This window comes from Algoriphagus aestuariicola (genome assembly GCF_017254835.1).
GTDB classification, from domain to species: Bacteria; Bacteroidota; Bacteroidia; order Cytophagales; family Cyclobacteriaceae; genus Algoriphagus; species Algoriphagus aestuariicola.
In genome coordinates, this window is record NZ_JAFKCW010000003.1 from 227022 (window position 1) to 246748 (window position 19727).

Consider the following 19727-nt stretch of genomic DNA (forward strand, 5'->3'; position numbering starts at 1 on the left):
AGATGACCACAGATATTTTGATCGTAGGAAAAGGAGCAGCAGGCATGGCAACCGCACTTTACCTTGCCAAGCTCCGTCCTGAAATCCAAATCAGGCTAATGGACAAAAGCGGCGGCCTTCAAAGTGCTACAAGACTGGCTCAGGGTGGATTAGCCGCAGTACAATTACCCCATGACAGTTTTGAGGCACATGTCAAAGACACCTTGGAGGCAGGACATTACCAAAACCGACCAGAGGCGGTATGGGAAGTCATTTCAAGAGCTCCGGAAATAATAAACGACCTCAGCAACTGGGGCGTACGATGGGATCGGGATGAGTCCGACAAACTCCACTTAGGCTTGGAGGGAGGCCATAGCTACCCAAGAATTGTACACCAGGCAGACCATAGTGGGAAAACCATCCACGAACACCTGACTTTTGAACTGGAAAAGCATAAAAACATCAACCCAATTGCGCCTGGTTTGGTCCGTGACTTATGGATAAAAGACAGCAAATGCATAGGCGTGATTGTGTGGAGAGAGGATAGCTCCCAGGAAATATGTCTTCAGGCCAGGCATGTGATTTTGGCAACCGGGGGATCGGGTGCGATTTTTCCACGAACCACCAATCCACCAAGCGCCACGGGAGACGGCTTGGCTATGGGAATACGGGCGGGAGTGAAAACTGCCGGACTTCATTGGATTCAGTTTCATCCTACTGTTCTTTTGAATTCCGGAGATGACCGGGCATTTCTTCTTACTGAAGCCCTGAGAGGTGCGGGAGCCTATGTGGTCAATTCTTCTGGCAGGAGGTTTTTGTTTGACTCTTTACCAAAAGGCGAATTGGCGCCGAGAGATCTCATCTGCAGCGCCATCTGGAATGAAATCACTCTGAATCCGGGCCAAATGGTCTATCTGGATTGCCGGCATTTTCCAAAGGGAAAACTTCACCGGGAATTCCCTCAAGTCAGTTCCCTCTGCAGTCAGGTCAATTTGGATCCGGAAAAAGTGCCGCTTCCCATTCTGCCAGCTGCACATTATCAATGCGGAGGTATTATCGCCGACCGATGGGGTAAAACCTCCCTTCCAGGCCTTTTTGCAATAGGAGAAGTAGCTCACACCGGACTCCATGGCAGCAATCGGTTAGCGTCCAATTCCTTGACCGAAGCCCTCGTTTATGCAAAAAATGCCGCATCGTACCTCGCAAATCAGTCTTTGACCCAAAAACAAGAGGTCTTGGCGGAACAAATCAAACAAATTTTCTCACTTGAAATTCCTGAAGACAACTCTCCATCCTACCCTTGGAAAGACCTCCTGTTTGACCACTTTATTCGAAAAACTCCTCCCGGTTCTGCTCTTCTAAGGGATATCCGACTGAGACTCCAGATTCTGAATTTGGGTGTAAACCGGGGGATTTATTCCAGTAAGACCCTACAGGAAAGAAATCTGCTTCAGGTGTATTTAGAGCTGTTCAATTCCATGCAAGCAAGCAATCACCATGATCTCCATTACCAAGAAAATTGAATTCGAAGCAGCCCATCGAATCAGCAATTACCCCGGGTCCTGCAGTGAAATCCATGGACACACTTACAAACTGGAGGTCACTGTTTCGGGAGAAATCAATCGGGAAACTTTCATGGTGATGGATTTCAAAGATCTGAAGGAAATACTTCAAAAAACTGTAATCGCCAATTTTGACCATGCTCTGATTCTTAAAAATAACAGGGAAAATCGGGCCGTTTTTTCTTCCTATTTGGGGAAAATCACCTGGATGGAATCGGAACCTACCGCAGAACAAATGCTGCTTTGGATGGTGTCTTCCATACCTCCTCACCTGCCCTCCGGAGTCTCCCTTCAGAAACTGAAATTACATGAAACTTCAGGGAGCTTTGCCACCTGGAAAAATATTACCGGATAAATTTGTCTTTTATTATTGATTACTTATTTTTGATCTATCAAATGAGCTTTTACTCATTTATAGGATTCAAAATGAGGATGGATTACATCCTTGAAACATGGAAAGCATCGCCCAATTCCCGATCAGGGAAATCATTTCGAAGGATTACCGATCCGCACTGGTGTTCAGGGCATTTGGAATTGACTTTTGCTGCATAGGAGATCTGACCCTCCAGGAGGCCTGCGTCCGAAAAAATGTGGATCCAAAAGACTTGGTTGAAAAGCTGGAAGAAGCTTTTGCCCTTCCAAATGAGGAGATCAATGATTTCCATAGCTGGCCATTAAACCGACTGGCGAATTACATAGAGACAAGATACCATAGTCCCCTCCGCGAGCGGGTTCCTGTGATTCAGAAATTTCTCAAGCGGATTGTGAAAGTTCAGGGTGCCTTTGAACCCAACCTGAAAAAAGTCAAATCCCTTTTTGATCAATCCACCGATGAACTTCTGGATCATATGCAACGCGAAGAATTGATCATTTTCCCATTTATCCGAAAAATCGACGCCGGAGGCAAAAGCAAGGATCTTCTGTTGGGACCTTCCTTTCAAAATGTGAAGGAGACTATCTTTTCCCTTATGAAAGAACATGACCAAGAGGGGGAATATCTGGAAGAAATCCGGAGTCTGACCAACAACTACAGCCCGCCCGATTATGCCTGCAACACTTATAAAGTAGCATTTGCCCTGCTCCAAGAATTTGAAATAAGCATGCATCAGCACATTCATCTGGAACGGGACATTCTTTTTCCCGGCGCAATCCAACTGGAAATCCAAGGATCCATAAACAGGAATTAAATCAAAATCCAATGCGTCCCCTCAATCCAAAGCCTTTTCTCCTTCTTCCTCTGGTCCTACTGGGACTGCTGGGAGGGATTTCAGGAGGTTGGATCCGATTGGGAAGTCCTGTCATTCCTATTGTCGAGGCCGGGGCCAACCATGGACTATTGATGGTCGGGGGATTTTTGGGCACCTTGATTTCCATCGAACGTGCCATGGTCATGAAGAAAAAGGCCTGGTTGTTCATTCCCTTTTTGTCTGGAATTTCTGGCGTTTTCTTCCTGATCGGTCAAGTCCAAGTGGGCATGATTGCTCTTTTGGCCGGATCGCTTGGACTGAGTGTGATCATGCAGGTTCAGGTGATCCGACACCCGTATTTCCACAGCATCCTGCTTTACCTCGGAGCTGTGAGCTGGTTTGTCGGCAATTTCTTAGCCTGGCATTTTGGGCTGATAGCAGCCGGAAGTACCTGGTGGATCGGGTTTTTATTGTTTACCATTGTCGGAGAGCGGCTTGAGCTAAGTCAGTTTCTGCCTATTCCCTATTGGTCCAAAAAGGCCTTGGGTGCGCTACTGGGGTTGTTTTTCATCGGTTTGATTCTGCCTTTTCATGGAGCTGGAAATGAAGTCATGGGCATCGCTGTCCTTTCGATTTCCAGTTGGCTACTGATCTTTGACATGGCAAAAGTAGCCGCAAGGAAAAAAGCCCAATTCCGCTATATCGGCATCGGGCTCCGGATTGGCTACCTCTGGCTGGGAACTCAGGGTTTGATTTTGCTTTTGATGGAAAGTCAACCGTTCTTTTATGATCTGGTACTCCACACCTTCTTTTTGGGATTTACATTTTCCATGATCTGGGCTCATGCCCCGATTATTTTTCCGACCATTTTTGGCATCCGGGAGACTCCTTACCATCGAATCCTCTGGTGGCCTTGGATCCTGTTTCAGGTGACACTTTTGGGAAGAATCCTTTCCGGAGTGTTGGGTGAATTTGAGCTTCGCAAAAGCTTCGGAGTCGCCAATGGTTACCTGATTCTAATTCAGTTTTTCCTGATGGCAGGTGTGGTGATGTGGAAAATCAGGCAGAGGAAGAAAAGTTCTTTAAAAAGTAACACAGATTTCGAAACTGAGTCCAAGAACCTATCATTTTTGCAGACCCGTGAATAAAGCCTGGCTAAATATTGCCCTGATTCTGCTAATCCTTCTCAATGGAATGGGCTACACGCTGATCCAGGCCCATTTTTATCTTGACCGGGAGCAAATTACCGCTTTGTATTGCGTCAACAAGGACAAGCCTATGTTGGAGTGTGACGGAAAATGTGAATTGGGAAAAAGACTGTCGGAAACCAAAAACCGACAAGAAAGCGGGGAGGAAATTACGCTGGAAGAGCTGAGTCTAGTCTATGCACTGGAAAGAAGCGAACCCATCCAATTACCTCCCCTAGGACTTATTCATCCGGAATACTTGATTCACTACAGCAATTTCCGGATTTCAGAATTGAACTGGGATTTTTTTCACCCACCCCAAAGCTAAGCCTCTTTTAAACTCTCCTTTCCTGACCTATCGGATCAGGCTGGAATTCCTTTTCCCAAATTAAATTACACATGAAAAAGATATTCATGGTCTTGATGATGGCCTTTTTGGCCACTGGGACGACTATGGCCCAAATTATCCAAGGAAAGTGTTTTGATGCGCTGACCAAGGAACCAATTGTTGGAGCCACTCTCCAACTCAACCAAAACCGGGGGGTGATTTCCGGCACAGACGGCTCTTTTTCCATGGATCTCGAAGGAGCCGATTCCCTGAGCATCTCATTTATGGGATACGAATCCCAAGCCCTTGGAAATTTATCCACGGAAAATTTCCTATGGATCGCCCTGTCTCCAAAAGTGGAAGATCTGCAGGGAGTCACTGTGACCGCTTCCCGTGAAGCAGCCGAACGCCTCTCCTCCCCTGTAGCCATCCATAAGCTGAGCCCAACCTTGGTCGATGAAACAAAACCAGTTGGGGTCAGCGAACTGATCAACAAAACTCCCGGTGTTTTGATGGTCAACCTGAATAACGAGCAGCACAGCATGGCCATCCGCCAACCTGCAACTACAAGCCCTTATTATTTGTACATGGAGGACGGCATCCCCATCCGTCCCTTGGGAATTTTCAATCACAATGCCCTGCTGGAAACCAACCAGCTTGCCATCAGCTCGGTGGAAGTGGTCAAAGGTCCCGTATCCTCCATCTATGGTTCAGAAGCAATCGGAGGCGCGATCAATTTTCTCAGCCATCGACCAACTGCCATTCCCAGTGTGCGAATAGGTGTAATGGGCGACCAGTGGGGCTATACCCGATACCAGCTCAGCGGAGGGGCTACCATTGGAAAATTCGGTTTTTACCTCGCAGGCCTCCACAGTACCCAAAAGGATTCCTGGAGAACCCGGTCTGACTACCAAAAAGACATTTTCAACGCCAGATTGGAATACAGTTTTTCTCCAAAAACCCGCCTGATCGGGACCAGCGTTTTGGGAGATTACTACTCCGAAACCAGCGGAAATGTGGACAGCATCGGTTTTTATGGGCGAAGTTATCCAGCAAACAACGATTTCACCTTCAGGGATGTCTTTGCACTCAGAAATCGGCTGACGCTGGAACAGGACTGGAATCCAAGGAGAAAGTCCTTTGTGACGGTGTTTCACCGGATCAATGAAAACGGTCAAAATCCATCCTACCGCCTCCAATGGAATTCCAAAGGCAATCCGGAGCAAGGAAAAGGGGAACTCAACTCTTCGGACTTCAAAAGTCTGGGATTTATCGCCCAGCATTCCCAAAGACTGAATTGGAAATCAGCCAAAATCCTGGGAGGAATAAGTATGGACCATTCCCCTGTGACCTATTGGGCTCACCAGGTTGACCTGAATGTAAAACTTCGGCCTGACGGAAAATCCGTGGAATTCTTCACCATCAATCAACTCCGCCCGGACATTCGCATTTCGGACTATACCGCCACCATCAACAATCTGGGAACCTATGCCCAAGTGGAAGTCAGCCCCATCGAAAAACTCCAGATCACGCTCGGAGGAAGATACGACCGGATGGGATTCGACTATCAAAATGGGCTGGATCAATCCACCGGCACCAAGACCTACAGCCAGTTTACTCCAAAATTTGGCCTTACCTGGGAGATCAATTCCACTCAGGGAGCCTATGCCAACTATTCCCAGGGGTTTTCTCCTCCCCAGCTCACCTCCATTTTCCGGCCCAGACCGGGAAGCAACCCGGTGAGTTTTTATTACAACTTGGAATCAGCCCTATTTGAAAGCAAGGAATTCGGCTACTGGGGAAGTTTTTGGACTGGCAAGGTCTATGTCGACCTGACCGTGTACCACATGACCGGAGAAAACGAATTGCTCAACATCCGTCAACCGGACAATTCCTTTGACTATCAGTCTGCCGGAAAGACCCTTCACTACGGCACGGAATTCAGCCTGACTTTCAGACCCAATCGAACTTGGTTTATCCGTACCGGAGGCACCTGGGCCAAGCATGAATTTGTGGATTTTCAAGTCAGTCAAAAGGAATCCGACCAAGTTCAAAATCTCGGGGGAAAGGAAATGCCAGGGGCACCCCGCCTAATCACCAACTCGGAAGTCACCTATTATCCGGCTTTTATGCCAAATCTGAGGACTTCACTGGAACTCCAGCAGGTTTCCGGATACTATGAAAACCAAATCAACACACGAAAAGCTGAAGGCTATCAAGTCCTCAATTTCCGGACCGGGTACAAATTCAAATGGGTGGAAGTTTTCGGAAATATCCTGAATGTCACCAATTATCTCTATGCCCATACCATTTCACGGGGAAACAATCCAACTGACAAAGCCAACTACACTCCGGCTGCCCCGAGGACTTTTGTTCTTGGGGTACAATTCAATTTTGAAGGAAAAAAACAACAGCCATGAACTTAACTTACACTAAAGCCATGAATTGGCTCCTGCTTATCCCTATCGCTATAGCGGTCGGGTGCACTTCTCCGGCAAAAACCACTTTCAAGAAGGATCTGCCCGAAATTTTGACACTAGAATCCCATCCCGAAATCGGTGCGGAAAGTGTATTTCTCACCCAAGATTTGCAAGATCAACCAGTTGCGGTTTGGACCGAAAAAGCCCAGGACTCCGATCAAATCCAAGTCCTTTATTCCCGATGGGACGGCCACAAATTTGCAAATCCCAAACGCATCCCCATGGAAGAAAATCCCAAGGTGCACAGTGAAAGCATTCCCAAATTGCTGTTCAAACCGAACGGAGATTTGCTTTTGTTTTACGAGGTTAAGATAGCTGATCCGACCAGTGACCGTGTCAGCCATGTCAAGTACCAAGTATCAAAGGATGAGGGAAAAACCTGGTCGGAGACTTTTAGAGTCCATTCAGATAATTCTCCGGGCAAAGGACACAGTTTCTTTGATGTGGCTCTGCTGCCGGATGGGGAGATCGGGGCGGTCTGGCTGGATACCGCCTTGATCGAGGGAGGCAGGTCAGTCCTTTTCTCCAAAACCAACTCCAATAACCAGTTTGGAACGGAAAGCGTAGTGGATTCCCTGGCTTGCCAATGTTGTCGGACTGCACTCTATGCCGATTCCAGCGGATTGATCAGCGTGGTGTATCGGGACATTCTTCCGGGTTCCATCAGGGATATTTCATTGGCAACTTCCCGGGACGGAGGAGCCACTTTCAGCAATTCCATCAGCTTCAGTTTTGATCAGTGGAACTTGGAGGGCTGCCCCCACAATGGGCCAGACGTCGTCAGCAATGGGAAAAAGATCTTCACTACCTGGTACACAGGTGCGAGCCAAAACGGAATCTACTTTGCCGAACTGGATACCCAGGGAAAAACCCTAAGCAAGGAAAAACTGTCTCCCAACGGCCGAAATATACAATTGTCGCTGATCTATGGAAAACCGGTGGTGGTGTATTCTGAGAGTGTTACAGAAAATGGAAAAAAGGGTTCCCGGATTATCCGAATGGACATGACCTCCGGGGAGAAAACCCAACTCTCCGCTCCCGGCTCGAAAGTCAGCAATCCGGTTTCTCTGGCCATGAAATCCGGCATGTTGCTAACCGCTTGGCTGGATCACTCCGATGAAGTCCAAAAAGTAAGGGTAAACTTTTCCGATTCTTCCTTACCCCAAAATTAACTTTCATCATTTCAATCCGGGAAAAAAACTTTGATCCAGAATTCAAATTCAGGAAAACCGATAAAGACGCTTCACTGAAAGCCGTCTTTTTTCATGGAAAAGGATGATCAAAATCAGCATAATAATTAAAGGACTTTTTTGTCTTTTAATACAATCGAGTCTACCTTTAATCATTGAACCACAGCGAAAAGTTGCTGCCGGATCAAGCCGATTAAAATACCTACCAACGTGTAATTGAATCCATATCCAAAAAGATTATGAAAAAGTTGCTTTATCCCCTGATGATTGGTCTGGCCTTCGCAGTATTTTCCTGCGGAGGTCAAACCACCGAAAATCAAAACTCCGAAACTGCGGGTGTTGATCTGTCACCCGGTCAATCCGGTGTGGTTGACGACGAGTCTAATCCAAACGTTGTCCAAGTAGCAGTTGGCTCTGCTGACCATTCCACATTGGTCGCTGCTTTGAAAGCGGCTGACTATGTGAACGCCCTGACCAATGTGGGTCCATTCACTGTATTTGCTCCGACCAATGCTGCATTTGACGCACTTCCTGTAGGAACACTGGACGACTTGGTCAAGCCAGAAAATCAACGAAAACTCCGGGACATCTTGGAGTACCATGTACTTCTTGGTGTTTACAAACCGGAGGATTTTGTGAATGGAAGAAATCTGGGAACCGCAGATGGCCGATCTGTCACTGTAGCTGTGGCTGAAGATGGATCTGTGACTATAAACGGAGCAAAAATCATCGGAACGGTATCCGCTTCCAACGGCATCATCCACGTGGTAGACCAAGTACTGCTTCCCAAGTAAAGAATAGGTTATGGTTTTCTAAAAAAGAAAAAGCCGGATTGAACTTTGATCCGGTTTTTCTGTTTACAGACCGAATATCGACACTATCTTCGGACATTATCATCCTGTATGTTCTCACAAGCGACCAAGTATGCCATCAAGTCTGTCATCTATATTTGGACCCAAAGTATGGAAGACAAAAAAGTAGGAGCTAAGGAAATCGGGACTGAAATTGATGCTCCCGAGGCCTTTACAGCGAAGATTCTCCAGACATTGGTGAAAGCTAAAATTATCGGATCACAAAAAGGTCCCAACGGTGGCTTTTATACCGATGAATCCCATACAAAGGTCACCTTGAAAGACGTAGTGAGAGCAATCGAGGGAGATGAACTTTTTGCCGGGTGCAGTTTGGGACTTCCCAAATGTTCTGAAAAAAACCCTTGCCCCCTGCACTTTGAAGTAGTGGCGGTGAGAAAACAGATTGACCACATGCTGACTTCAAAAAGCATTAAATTATTGGCAGTAGAAGTAATCAAAGGAACTTCCAGATTGAGCGATCTGAAGCTTTTATAAAGAGTCCTTTTGAGAACAGCTTCATTCTTGCTTCTATAATACTTTCAGATAGCCTGTCCCGATTTTTCTTCGGGAGAATCTCGCAGTGTCGGCATTCATACCAGTATGTGATGTTTTCGCCATGCTCGATTTCATGATTTCAATTGATTTACGATTTTAAAATTGTTCAACCGTACTTGCGTCCACCTTGTCATATTCGGAGTGTGTCCCGACGAATTTGATAAACACCCACTGCCTCAAATAGCTGATTTGAAAGATTAACCGATATTTTTTTCTTAAAAATTCAGTGCTTTAATTTCAGCTAATTCGAATCTATTTGAATGATTTGGAATTGTCTTCTTACCTCTCAAAATTCACCAAATGCTTCCATTTCACTTAGCATCGCCAATTAGTCGACACAAAATAAAAGCTGACGGCTGGACTCCCCTCTCTTCCAATCGGGTAATTCCTGTTGAATTCAAGTTCAATTAAAATGGATTCAAAAAATGAAGAATGAATCAAAAACTGGGACAAATTCTGGGACAAAAAATGGGACAAGTTTTAGCTATTCAAAACCAATTGGAATTAACGCGAATCCACAACCTGCATCAGAAACCCTATAAAACACAAAAAGTTGACCGTAAAACGATCAACTAATTGTTTAGTAGCGGGAACAGGACTCGAACCTGTGACCTTCGGGTTATGAGCCCGACGAGCTACCAACTGCTCCATCCCGCGATATGACTTAAGGCTTAGCCTTTTATTTCTTTTTCAGACCGCCCTTCCGGCGAATTGTGATACAAAGGTAAGGACAAACTCTATAAAATCAAGTACCTTTGCAAAAAAATCTTCGAAAATGCTCGCCCAAACACACAAAGCTGGATTTGTCAACATCGTAGGAAAACCCAATGTAGGCAAATCTACGCTCATGAATGTCCTTGTAGGTGAGCGCCTTTCTATTATTTCTTCCAAAGCCCAAACTACCCGGCACCGAATCCTCGGAATTATCAATACAGAGGAATACCAGATCGTTTTTTCAGACACCCCGGGCATGCTCAAACCCAAATATGAGCTCCATAAGAATATGATGAGCTTTGTGAATTTATCGCTAGAGGATGCCGACGTAATCGTCTTTGTGACGGATCTCTACGAAACGGAGGAAGAAATAGAGGAAGTCATACCCAAGATCAATGCCTCTGGCGTTCCCGTTTTGCTGGTCATCAACAAGATCGACCTCGCCAAAGAAGGCCAACTCGAAGAAGTGACGGCCTATTGGACCTCGCGGATAAAATCTGAAACCGTTATTCCCATATCCGCTCTTGAAAAATTCAACACCGAGAGGATTCTCCAGGAAATCGTCGACAGACTGCCGGTTCATCCGCCTTTTTACGACAAAGAGGAACTAACCGACCGCCCCGAGCGGTTCTTTGCCTCCGAGATCATCCGAGAAAAGATTTTCAAGAACTACAAAAAAGAAATCCCTTACAGTACGGAGGTATCCATTGAAGACTTTTACGAAGAGGAATCAATCATCAGAATCCGGGCGACAATCTTTTGCGAGCGAGACAGCCAAAAAGGCATCATCATCGGAGACAAAGGAAAGATGCTGAAAAAGGTGGGCATCGAGTCCAGGGAAGAATTGGAAAAGTTCTTTGGAAAGAAGGTGTTCCTGGAAACCTTCGTAAAGGTGGAACAGGACTGGAGAAAAAATAAACTAAAACTTAAAAAATTTGGGTACGACCCATCCTGATCATGGCAAATATTGTAGCAATAGTAGGTAGACCAAACGTGGGCAAATCCACGCTTTTTAACCGACTGGTAGAAGAGCGGAAGGCTATCGAAGACAACATGAGCGGAGTCACCCGTGACCGGCACTACGGACACGCCCAATGGGCTGGAAAGTTTTTCTCCGTGATCGATACCGGCGGATACGTGACCGGATCAGACGATGTCTTTGAAGCGGAAATCCGCAAGCAGGTCAAGCTGGCTGTGGAAGAAGCCGACGTGATCCTGTTTGTGGTCGACTGCCTGGATGGTCTGACTGACTTGGATACAGAATTTGCAAATGAGCTCCGAAGCACCACGAAGCCGCTTTACATTGTTGCCAACAAAGCTGACAACCGGGAAAAAGCGATGATGGCTCACGAATTCTATGCGCTTGGCATCAGTGATTTTGAGATCTACCCCATCGCTTCTGCAAGCGGTAGCGGAACAGGCGAGCTTTTGGACGAGGTCATCAAGCACTTTGAGGACGAAGGAGTCGAGGATCCGGATGCTGGAATTCCCAAAATTTCAATTTTGGGAAGGCCAAATGTGGGCAAATCTTCATTTTTGAACGCTTTATTGGGACAGGAACGCTCTATCGTGACAGACGAAGCTGGCACCACCCGAGATGCAATCCACACGCGATATAAACTTTACGGCCAAGACTTTATCATCACTGACACCGCAGGAATAAGAAAGAAGGCGAAAGTAAAAGAAGACATCGAGTTTTACTCGGTCATGCGCTCCCTTCGAACATTGGAAGAATCCGACGTGGTCATCATCATGGTCGACGCCACCCGAGGGCTCGAGGCTCAGGACATCAATCTGATTTCCCTTGGCATCAAAAACAACAAGGGAATCATGATCATGGTCAACAAGTGGGATTTGATCGAAAAAGACCATAAAACCATGAATAAGATCAAAGATGAAATGCTGGATCGATTGGGTGAGCACAAATGGATTCCGATTATCTTCACCTCCGTCACAGAAAAACAGCGGATTTTCCAAGCGATCGAACTTGCGGTTAAAGTCTACGAAAACAAAACCAGAAGAGTATCCACATCCAAACTGAATGATGTGATGCTACAGGAAATCGAAAAATATCCGCCCCCTGCTTGGAAGGGAAAATACATCAAGATCAAGTACGTCACCCAGCTTCCAACCAAGAATCCAGTTTTTGCATTTTTCTGTAATCTCCCCCAATACATCAAAGATCCGTACACCAGATATTTGGAAAATCGTATCCGAGAAAACTTTGATTTCGAAGGAGTTCCGGTAAAGATTGTTTACAAAAACAAATAAAAAATATTTGAGCGGCACTTGTACAATTGAAAATAATACTAGTACCTTTGCTTCGTAATTAAGAAAACCATAACAAATGAAAAAGGTATTTGCAATTTTCGCAATCGCTGGCTTGATCGCTACTGCATCTTGCGGTAACAAGACAACTGAAGAGACTGTAGTTGAAGAGACTGTAGTTGTTGAAGAAACTCCAGTTGTTGAAGAAGCTCCTGCTGTAGACACTACTGCAGTTGCTGCTGACACTACTGCTGCTGCTCCAGTTCAGTAATCAATCCCGAAAAAGGAAAAAATCTAGAGTCCCAAATTGGGACTCTTTTTTTGTTCCATTTTTTTCAGGCAGAAGGTTTGCTTGGGTTCTGTCCGGAGACTACTTTGGGCATATGTAGGCTTTGGGACAGACCTCGCCTTTTGACGCCTGCTCTCAATTAAACATTCTAACAGCAAATGAATTCATCGGAACAACTCAGGGCTATCTTAGAAAAGCACATGCCGCCTGCCGCTGTTTCCTATTCTCTCTCCCTCTGGGAAAACGTCCCCTTCTCTTTCAAAGTCCAACGGCCCAGAGCGTCGAAGTTGGGTGACTTTCGCTATCGCAAAGACCGAAAAATCCAGACCATCACAATCAACTCCGACCTAAACCCCTTTCAGTTTCTACTAACCTATATTCACGAGGTGGCACATCTTTACACTTTTGAAAACCATGGATTCGCACCTGCTCCTCATGGTATTGAATGGAAAAGGAAGTTTCAAAGCTTGATGGCGCCCATGCTATCCGATGCGGTTTTCCCAAAAGACATTCTGATCCCGCTGCGCCACCATATGGCCAACCCTTCTGCGAGTTCGGCGAGGGACCTTTTCCTGATGAAGGAAATGAGTAAATATGACCGTCCTGCAAGTGGGAAGGTCGAAGAGATCTTCCTTTCGGACTTGAGCACCGGGCGGCAGTTTCTATTGTCAGGAAGAAAATTCCAAAAAGGGGAAACCCGCAGGACACGTGTATTGTGCGAGGAAGTCGACTCGGGCCGGAAATATTTAGTGTCGAGGCTGGCGAAAGTAGAGCCGCTATAATCGACAGCTTTCTGCTGCGCTTACCCGATACAGCCTGCTGCCTATTGAAAACCGCCGAATAATTTACTCCCTCTCCTCTCCGATCTGGTTTTCCGGTTGGGAGAAATCCTTGGGCTGGGGTAGTTCTTTGATCGAATTGATCCCAAAATATTCCATGAATTTGTCGGAAGTCCCGTAGATAAGGGGCTTGCCCACGCTTTCTGATTTTCCCTTGATATCGATCAATTCTTTTTCCAAAAGCTTTTGCACGGAATAGTCACAATTGACTCCCCGAATCTGCTCAATCTCCCCCTTGGTAATGGGTTGCTTATATGCGATGATCGACAATGTCTCCAGCTGAGCGCTAGACAGCCTTTTTTGGGATTGCTGTCTTAGCAGAATGCTAATGCTTGCCTGGTAGGCCGGCTTCGTCAAGAATTGGTATCCGCCTCCCAAATGCTCCAAAGAAAACGCAAAATCCTCTTCGTTGTATTTCTTTCTGAGGTCATAGATGGCCGATTCGATGTGTTCCATCGGCACTTCCGCCGCGAACATTTCACCAAGGCACTTGTGGATGTCGCTTACAGCTAGCGGCTCCGGAGCACAAAATATCAGGGCTTCGATATGCCGGTGCAGGAACTCCACGTCTATTTTTTGGCAAGTTTCGCCTCAATAGAGTGCATGGTATGTGGCACTGCCTTCAACCTTTCTTTTGAAATCAGTTTGCCGGTGTCCACACAGATTCCATAGGTTCCGTTTTTGATTCGGATAAGGGCGTTTTCCAGATTGATCACAAATTTTTGCTGCCGTGCGGCAAGCTGGCTCAAGCTTTCTCTCTCAAGCGTATCGGCACCATCTTCCAGCAGTTTAGAAGTAGAGGCGGTGTAGTCTGTCCCACTGTCATTTTTTTTGCTCAGACTTTCTTTCAAAGAAGACAGTTCTTCTTTTGCAACAGCAAGTTTCTGAAGGATGATCACTTCAAATTCTTTCAGCTCCTCCTGAGAATATGCGGTTTTTTCTTCCAAGCTCATGATAATGATGGGTTTTTAATAAAACTGTGACGGATTATTTGTGGTTTGGTTCTCTAAAATACGCCTGACTTTGATAATTGCAAAAATTAAAAAATTGGCATTTTGGAAAACATAGGAGTGAAAAAAGTCCCTACAAAAAAGGTAGGAAGATTAGATCCTCATTATCAACAGTTTAAACTGTATTGGAGTCGGAACCTGAAAAGTAAAGCGTATAAACACCTACACCGCTAAAATCCAACGTTCGCTAACGGAAGAGCCGTCAGGCGACGGCTTTCTCAGTCTGAAGGATTTTCTCCAGCCTTCTCTTCAAAACAAGATCGTCTGCCTCGAGCCGATACTTCATCCTCAAATACTGCTTCGCTTTCTCTAAGTCTTTTCCATCCCGAAGTACAATTTCCTGCAGCGCTTTAGAAATCAAATCTCTATCCATGGCATCAAAAGTTTGGCTCAAAATAGTCAAAAATCGGAGGTAAGTCCATGATTTTCAAAATTAAAGTCGTGTTGCCACCACGATCGTCTTCTTGATCAGACTTGTCCTTCCGCCCGCTTCATAAAGCTCCACCACCAGCACATAGTATCCTGCCCGTACGATTTTGCCTGCAGAATCCGTCCCCGTCCAAGTGAGCAGGCCATCTGTTCCCAAGATTTGATTTTGTGCCAGAACCTGGATCAACTGACCGGAGGCTGAGAAGATCTTAAACGTCCCCGTCCAGCCGGGGTGATCCAGTTGGTAAGTGATGCTCGTAAAGGAGAGACCGGAGCTTCCCTCAGGATCGAAAACTTCCGGATCGATTTGGATTTGGTCTGTTTCAAATTCGCCCAGTAGGGATTGGGAATTCCTACGGCCTGGTGTCGCAAATCCCTCGTTTCCAGAAGCAGTTTGCCAATTCATCGCCACTGAGGCCGGTGTGCTGTGAGAGATCCGCTCCAAAGATACCCCCTTGGGATCTCTAAGTAAGGGATGATGAAGATCCTCGTCATAGGAAAAACTCTCCTGGATCTCACCTACAGGAGAGAGGAGGACGACGGTCCCCCCGGCGATCGGATAGCTAGGCAAGGTCGGGATCTCGAGAAAGTCAGCCGTCGAAGACTTTGGATACGCCCTCTGCAGTGCATTTGCATCAGTGGTGATCGCCAAATATCCCTCCGGCGACAAGGTTGATCCTGCTCCGCCAAATACTTTGGCCTGGTCTGGATTTCCATCCTCACCGAAGTTTGCAAGCGCCCAACCCTCAAGACTCAGAAACTTCGGGGTAACATTCTTGATCTCCACAAACTTTGGATCTCCGGTCCGAGGATTGAATAATACCTCATTAATAATCAAATCACCCGGTATGGCAATCTCCGGGAGGACGATCGTGGCAAGAATATCCGGAAGCAATCCCCCATCGCAGTCTTGCAATCCGGTCACTCTAAGCTCATAGGCCTGGCTGTGTGCAGCAGGTGAACTGAGCAGGATACCGATCTCATTTTCCACTGACACGCTTAGGCTATCGATAGCCAGATTTGGCGAAAAGCTTAGATTTTCAAAATCAAAATCGGGTACAATTGGGGCCGAAAATACTAGCCGAATGTGAGTAGAATCCACGAAATAGACCGACTCAATTGTTGGAGAACTATTTTTCCTAGTCGGGTCAAAAATTGAATTTTGGGTTCCTGGCGTTCCCCTTCTTGGATCAATTGATGAACTCAAAAAACTCGAATTGCTGCACAGCGAAAAAGGATTGGGCACCTCTAGACTATAGCCTCCACTGGCAAAATCACTGTTCCCCCAGCTAGGTGTAGCATATGAGATTCTATCCGCCTCTTGGCCATTGATGGAAATCAGACCTATTTGATCTCCGGAGTTGAGTAGTGTAGGCCAATTTTTTACCGGCAATACCGGACCCAAGTCCGTGAATTGATCTGCTTGGGCCTCAGGAGCAAGAATGAGATATTCCCCCGGTTGGAACCAAAACTCATCCAAAACAGTGGTCATACGAGAGTTGAATAGCTTTATCCCTTCCATCCGGTATTCCCGATCTCCTGCATGAAAAAGCTCTATGTATTCCACATTGGGAAGATCCTGGTCTGCCCGCGGTGCAGGCATGAGTTCGTTGATCACAAGGGACTTGCGGGAGATGGCGGTAGGATCAAAAAAATTAAAATTGACCAGCGTGTCCTTCAGGAAATTTCCCTCGAGATCGGGGATTTGGCTGACTGAGAGAGAATAGGATTGGCCAGGTTCCAAAATATCAGCAAATTCCAACACGGCAAGCGAATCACCGACCAATCGGACGCTTTCTGGGTTACCTCCTCTCATGCCATAGGTAATCGGGAACAAAGAGAAAACTTGGTCAACTGCTTCCGAAAACATCACCAGGACAGATTTTTCTCCATATCCCTTCACTCCCAAGACCTTTGGCGGCACTTCGTCACGGATTAAATCGCCAAAGTCGAAATCATCCATCAACCAGCGGGCGGCCGTGCCAGCTCCAGACCCATATCGAATCTCCAGCTTCACAATCGCAGCCTCTGCCGACCTCAATGTCTCTGGCACCTCCAGGCTAAACTTCCGGTACTCTTGGTTCTCGTTGGAAAACTCGGAATCTGAACCAAGCTGCAAAGGTTCCGAAAACTCCCCCTCCATGCTTTCTCCCCAGGCGTAAAAAAGCAAAGCAGGCCGATTCCCGCTACCATTGCGGATAGTCTTGGCATAAAACTCCAGCTCGGGATTCACAAAACTACCGGGGTTCAGTCGGATCCAGATCCGACCAACAAAGGCACTGGTCGGCTGTACCGCCAAGGCCCTTCCTCCTCCCCTGCCCAGACCATCCGCTTGAAATATCCGTGCGGAGCTGCCAGAAACCTCGTTTCCATGCCAATTGGGAAGGAATTCCAGCGGATAGCTAGCAAGCTGAAAATTGGATTCAAAGTCCTGGTGTTGGCCGAAAACGACCTCAACTCCACCCCAAAGAATAAGTGGAAAGAGCAGGACAAAACCCTTGGCTAAGAATTGCTTCATTAAAAAATGTACTAAAAAGTCTTACCTAAATATATAAAATCTAAAAACATCCTTTTCCCAAAGGGAGCAAAAACAGTTGAAAATTTTCGGACACATTCCTGAAAATGAATGCATAGTCCTTACTTTTGCAGTCCAAATCCATTTAATAAAAACCTATTTATACAATGAAACTGGCTGTAGTCGGTGCTACCGGATTGGTAGGCTCCGAAATTCTCGAAGTGCTGGATGAGCACAACTTCCCTTATGACGAACTCCTATTGGTGGCTTCCGAGCGATCCGTGGGTAAACAGATCGAGTACAAGGGAAAGAAACACACCGTGATCGGCTTGGCTGAGGCGGTGGCAGCCAAACCCGAAATCGCCATTTTTTCAGCAGGAGGAAGCACCTCTTTGGAATGGGCTCCAAAGTTCGCAGAAGCAGGCACCACCGTGGTGGACAACTCCTCTGCCTGGAGAATGGATCCTGGCAAAAAATTGGTGGTGCCGGAGATCAACGCAAAAGAACTGACCAAAGACGATAAAATCATCGCCAACCCAAACTGCTCTACCATCCAGATGGTATTGGCATTGGAGCCGCTGAGAAATCGCTATGGAATCAACCGAATCGTCGTGTCCACCTATCAGTCTGTGACCGGAACAGGTAAAGCTGCCGTAGATCAAATGATGGCTGAGCGTGCGGGAACGACTCCTGAGATGGTCTATCCCCACAAAATCGACATGAACGTCCTTCCTCACATCGACGTGTTCCAGCCAAACGGCTACACCAAAGAGGAAATGAAAATGATCAACGAGACCAAAAAGATCTTCAGCGACGACAGCATTCGAGTGACTTCTACCACTGTGCGTATCCCAACCATGGGAGGACACTCTGAAGCGGTCAATGTGGAGTTCAAAGAAGATTTTGACCTAGCCGAAGTACGTTCCCTTTTGGAAGCCACTCCGGGTATCATCGTGCAGGACGATCCCACGAACTTTGTCTACCCTATGCCGATCAACGCACATAAGAAGGATGAGGTATTTGTAGGCCGCCTGAGAAGAGACGAATCCCAGGAGAACACGCTGAACATGTGGATTGTGGCTGACAACCTGAGAAAAGGTGCCGCTACCAATGCGGTTCAAATCGCAGAATACCTTCTGGAAACTAAACTTGTTTGATGGACCTCAGCGAAATCAATACCGCTGACTTCAGAAAATTTGTGCAGGATCATCTCAGTGAAGATCCTGCACTTTTGCTTTTTAAGTACCAGGGCAAAGTCGCCTTTGACCTCAAAGCTGCCGTACAGCAGATCTCCGCCCGGCAAAAGGCGGCGAAAAAGCTCCCCGAATGGGCTGGAAACCCGGATCTACTTTTTCCCGCTTCCATTTCCCTGGAGCAAAGTTCATCCGAAGAAACTGCGCGGTTCAAAGCGACTGGAACACAAGGGAAAACCCTGATCGATCTAACGGGAGGCTTCGGGGTAGATTTCTACTACCTCAGCCGGGGTTTTGAACAGGGCGTGTACTGTGAGCGACAAGCCGAGTTATTCCAAATTTCAAAACACAACCTGGAAATCCTAGGTCCGGGAAATTTTGACTTCCATGAAGGCGATGGATTGGATTATTTGAAAACATCTTCTGAAAAATTCGATTTGATCTATGCCGATCCAGCCAGAAGAGGGGCCGGAAACGAGAAACTCTACAAACTCCAGGACTGCGAGCCGGACGTGGTCAGCGCTTGGCAGCTTTTGAAGGAAAAGGGCACCCAAATCCTGATCAAAGTCTCCCCCATGCTCGACATTTCCCAAGCTTGGTCTGAGATCCCGGATATCCAGCAGATTACTGTCGTTTCAGTCAAAAATGAGGTCAAAGAGTTGTTGCTTTTTTGGAAAAAAGGGATTGAAGGAAACTCCAAACAAATTCGGATTTGCGACCTCGGAAGTGGCTATCCTGATTTTGTATTCAAGCCTGAGGAAGAAGTAGATGCCATTTCACAGCTTGGTGAGGCTGAAAAATATCTGATCGAACCCCGTAGCAGTATTCTGAAAGCGGGAGCTTTTAAGCTGTTTGGCGAGCGATTTGGCTTAAAAAAGCTGGACACAAATAGCCACCTGTTTACTTCTTCAGCATTGCCTGAGGCCATACCTGCTCGTGTTTTTGAGATTGTGGAGGAAGTGCCTGCAAAGAAAAGCGAGCTCAAGTCCAGATTTCCGCAAGGGAAAGTCAATGTGTTGTTCAGAAACTATGCGACGAAGCCAGAGGAGTTCAAAAAGAAATTTGGCCTAAAAGACGGCGGAGAGAAATATCTGATCGGGACAAAAAGCCCAAGCGGATTTAAGGTCTTTTGTTGTAAGCGTGTTTGGTAA

Annotated in this window: 20 protein-coding genes, 1 tRNA gene and 1 pseudogene; 16 read left to right on the forward strand and 6 right to left on the reverse strand. The window is 46.5% G+C overall.

Annotation, left to right across the window (positions count from 1 at the left end; genetic code table 11):
- The first annotated feature begins 2 nt into the window (after window positions 1-2).
- The 9 genes from J0A67_RS13570 (at window position 3) to J0A67_RS13610 (ending at window position 9259) form a co-directional block, all read left to right on the forward strand.
- Window positions 3-1502, forward strand: a complete 1500-nt coding sequence (locus J0A67_RS13570) for an L-aspartate oxidase (RefSeq protein WP_206569908.1) — start codon at window positions 3-5, stop codon at window positions 1500-1502.
- Complete coding sequence (queD, locus tag J0A67_RS13575; protein ID WP_206569909.1) at window positions 1477-1896, forward strand: 6-carboxytetrahydropterin synthase QueD; 420 nt, start codon at window positions 1477-1479, stop codon at window positions 1894-1896. The genes J0A67_RS13570 and queD overlap by 26 nt, the downstream gene beginning before the upstream one ends.
- Before the next feature lie 97 nt (window positions 1897-1993).
- Window positions 1994-2728: an iron-sulfur cluster repair di-iron protein gene (ric, locus tag J0A67_RS13580; RefSeq protein ID WP_206569910.1), complete on the forward strand. Its 735-nt coding sequence runs from the start codon at window positions 1994-1996 to the stop codon at window positions 2726-2728.
- 11 nt (window positions 2729-2739) lie between these two features.
- Window positions 2740-3876, forward strand: a complete 1137-nt coding sequence (locus J0A67_RS13585; protein ID WP_206569911.1) for a DUF8744 domain-containing protein — start codon at window positions 2740-2742, stop codon at window positions 3874-3876.
- Window positions 3869-4243, forward strand: a complete 375-nt coding sequence (locus J0A67_RS13590) for a hypothetical protein (RefSeq protein ID WP_206569912.1) — start codon at window positions 3869-3871, stop codon at window positions 4241-4243. Before J0A67_RS13585 ends, J0A67_RS13590 begins: the two co-directional genes overlap by 8 nt.
- A gap of 71 nt (window positions 4244-4314) precedes the next feature.
- Window positions 4315-6663: a TonB-dependent receptor gene (locus tag J0A67_RS13595; protein ID WP_206569913.1), complete on the forward strand. Its 2349-nt coding sequence runs from the start codon at window positions 4315-4317 to the stop codon at window positions 6661-6663.
- On the forward strand, window positions 6660-7895 hold the full coding sequence (locus J0A67_RS13600) for a sialidase family protein (protein ID WP_206569914.1): 1236 nt from the start codon (window positions 6660-6662) through the stop codon (window positions 7893-7895). The genes J0A67_RS13595 and J0A67_RS13600 overlap by 4 nt, the downstream gene beginning before the upstream one ends.
- A 257-nt stretch (window positions 7896-8152) precedes the next feature.
- Window positions 8153-8707 carry a fasciclin domain-containing protein gene (locus J0A67_RS13605; protein WP_206569915.1) on the forward strand — a complete coding sequence of 185 codons (555 nt, stop codon included), beginning with the start codon at window positions 8153-8155 and terminating at the stop codon, window positions 8705-8707.
- 108 nt (window positions 8708-8815) lie between these two features.
- A complete protein-coding gene (locus tag J0A67_RS13610) occupies window positions 8816-9259 on the forward strand; it encodes an RrF2 family transcriptional regulator (RefSeq protein WP_206569916.1) in 444 nt (147 codons plus the stop codon).
- Between the two features lie 156 nt (window positions 9260-9415).
- Here J0A67_RS13610 and J0A67_RS23170 read toward each other — a convergent pair.
- Window positions 9416-9520 (reverse strand): annotated as a pseudogene (locus J0A67_RS23170) (type II toxin-antitoxin system HigB family toxin); the annotation flags it as partial.
- Window positions 9521-9751: 231 nt separating this feature from the next.
- Here J0A67_RS23170 and J0A67_RS13620 point away from each other — a divergent pair.
- Complete coding sequence (locus J0A67_RS13620; RefSeq protein WP_206569917.1) at window positions 9752-9895, forward strand: hypothetical protein; 144 nt, start codon at window positions 9752-9754, stop codon at window positions 9893-9895.
- A gap of 8 nt (window positions 9896-9903) precedes the next feature.
- Here J0A67_RS13620 and J0A67_RS13625 read toward each other — a convergent pair.
- A tRNA-Met gene (locus J0A67_RS13625) sits at window positions 9904-9976 on the reverse strand.
- Window positions 9977-10094: 118 nt separating this feature from the next.
- Here J0A67_RS13625 and era point away from each other — a divergent pair.
- From era to J0A67_RS13645, 4 genes are all read left to right on the forward strand, one after another.
- Window positions 10095-10988: a GTPase Era gene (gene era / locus J0A67_RS13630; protein WP_206569918.1), complete on the forward strand. Its 894-nt coding sequence runs from the start codon at window positions 10095-10097 to the stop codon at window positions 10986-10988.
- 2 nt (window positions 10989-10990) lie between these two features.
- The gene (gene der / locus J0A67_RS13635; RefSeq protein ID WP_206569919.1) at window positions 10991-12304 is read left to right on the forward strand and encodes a ribosome biogenesis GTPase Der; all 1314 of its coding nucleotides are present in this window, start codon (window positions 10991-10993) and stop codon (window positions 12302-12304) included.
- 76 nt (window positions 12305-12380) lie between these two features.
- Window positions 12381-12572, forward strand: coding sequence for a hypothetical protein (locus J0A67_RS13640; protein WP_206569920.1), 192 nt, complete (start codon window positions 12381-12383; stop codon window positions 12570-12572).
- 176 nt (window positions 12573-12748) lie between these two features.
- Window positions 12749-13372 (forward strand): SprT family zinc-dependent metalloprotease, encoded by a 624-nt coding sequence (locus tag J0A67_RS13645; protein WP_206569921.1) that lies wholly within the window; start codon window positions 12749-12751, stop codon window positions 13370-13372.
- A 63-nt stretch (window positions 13373-13435) separates the two neighbouring features.
- Here the strand turns inward: J0A67_RS13645 and scpB are convergent, their stop codons facing one another.
- From scpB to J0A67_RS13665, 4 genes are all read right to left on the reverse strand, one after another.
- A complete protein-coding gene (gene scpB / locus J0A67_RS13650) occupies window positions 13436-13996 on the reverse strand; it encodes an SMC-Scp complex subunit ScpB (protein ID WP_206569922.1) in 561 nt (186 codons plus the stop codon).
- Between the two features lie 2 nt (window positions 13997-13998).
- The gene (locus J0A67_RS13655; protein WP_206569923.1) at window positions 13999-14382 is read right to left on the reverse strand and encodes a TraR/DksA family transcriptional regulator; all 384 of its coding nucleotides are present in this window, start codon (window positions 14380-14382) and stop codon (window positions 13999-14001) included.
- A 259-nt stretch (window positions 14383-14641) separates the two neighbouring features.
- A complete protein-coding gene (locus tag J0A67_RS13660; protein ID WP_206569924.1) occupies window positions 14642-14812 on the reverse strand; it encodes a hypothetical protein in 171 nt (56 codons plus the stop codon).
- 60 nt (window positions 14813-14872) lie between these two features.
- A complete protein-coding gene (locus J0A67_RS13665; RefSeq protein WP_206569925.1) occupies window positions 14873-17386 on the reverse strand; it encodes a lamin tail domain-containing protein in 2514 nt (837 codons plus the stop codon).
- A gap of 164 nt (window positions 17387-17550) precedes the next feature.
- Between J0A67_RS13665 and J0A67_RS13670 the strand changes: the two genes are divergently transcribed.
- Window positions 17551-18540 (forward strand): aspartate-semialdehyde dehydrogenase, encoded by a 990-nt coding sequence (locus J0A67_RS13670; RefSeq protein WP_206569926.1) that lies wholly within the window; start codon window positions 17551-17553, stop codon window positions 18538-18540.
- Complete coding sequence (locus J0A67_RS13675) at window positions 18540-19727, forward strand: THUMP-like domain-containing protein (RefSeq protein WP_206569927.1); 1188 nt, start codon at window positions 18540-18542, stop codon at window positions 19725-19727. The genes J0A67_RS13670 and J0A67_RS13675 overlap by 1 nt, the downstream gene beginning before the upstream one ends.

Excerpts from the sequence above, each read along its gene's own strand:
- J0A67_RS13570 (WP_206569908.1), top strand. The coding sequence starts at position 3 with ATGACCACAGATATTTTGATCGTAGGAAAAGGAGCAGCAGGCATGGCA.
- queD (WP_206569909.1), top strand. The coding sequence starts at position 1,477 with ATGATCTCCATTACCAAGAAAATTGAATTCGAAGCAGCCCATCGAATC.
- ric (WP_206569910.1), top strand. The coding sequence starts at position 1,994 with ATGGAAAGCATCGCCCAATTCCCGATCAGGGAAATCATTTCGAAGGAT.
- J0A67_RS13585 (WP_206569911.1), top strand. The coding sequence starts at position 2,740 with ATGCGTCCCCTCAATCCAAAGCCTTTTCTCCTTCTTCCTCTGGTCCTA.
- J0A67_RS13595 (WP_206569913.1), top strand. The coding sequence starts at position 4,315 with ATGAAAAAGATATTCATGGTCTTGATGATGGCCTTTTTGGCCACTGGG.
- J0A67_RS13600 (WP_206569914.1), top strand. The coding sequence starts at position 6,660 with ATGAACTTAACTTACACTAAAGCCATGAATTGGCTCCTGCTTATCCCT.
- J0A67_RS13605 (WP_206569915.1), top strand. The coding sequence starts at position 8,153 with ATGAAAAAGTTGCTTTATCCCCTGATGATTGGTCTGGCCTTCGCAGTA.
- J0A67_RS13610 (WP_206569916.1), top strand. The coding sequence starts at position 8,816 with ATGTTCTCACAAGCGACCAAGTATGCCATCAAGTCTGTCATCTATATT.
- J0A67_RS13620 (WP_206569917.1), top strand. The coding sequence starts at position 9,752 with ATGAATCAAAAACTGGGACAAATTCTGGGACAAAAAATGGGACAAGTT.
- era (WP_206569918.1), top strand. The coding sequence starts at position 10,095 with ATGCTCGCCCAAACACACAAAGCTGGATTTGTCAACATCGTAGGAAAA.
- der (WP_206569919.1), top strand. The coding sequence starts at position 10,991 with ATGGCAAATATTGTAGCAATAGTAGGTAGACCAAACGTGGGCAAATCC.
- J0A67_RS13640 (WP_206569920.1), top strand. The coding sequence starts at position 12,381 with ATGAAAAAGGTATTTGCAATTTTCGCAATCGCTGGCTTGATCGCTACT.
- J0A67_RS13645 (WP_206569921.1), top strand. The coding sequence starts at position 12,749 with ATGAATTCATCGGAACAACTCAGGGCTATCTTAGAAAAGCACATGCCG.
- J0A67_RS13655 (WP_206569923.1), bottom strand. The coding sequence starts at position 14,382 with ATGAGCTTGGAAGAAAAAACCGCATATTCTCAGGAGGAGCTGAAAGAA.
- J0A67_RS13660 (WP_206569924.1), bottom strand. The coding sequence starts at position 14,812 with ATGGATAGAGATTTGATTTCTAAAGCGCTGCAGGAAATTGTACTTCGG.
- J0A67_RS13665 (WP_206569925.1), bottom strand. The coding sequence starts at position 17,386 with ATGAAGCAATTCTTAGCCAAGGGTTTTGTCCTGCTCTTTCCACTTATT.
- J0A67_RS13670 (WP_206569926.1), top strand. The coding sequence starts at position 17,551 with ATGAAACTGGCTGTAGTCGGTGCTACCGGATTGGTAGGCTCCGAAATT.
- J0A67_RS13675 (WP_206569927.1), top strand. The coding sequence starts at position 18,540 with ATGGACCTCAGCGAAATCAATACCGCTGACTTCAGAAAATTTGTGCAG.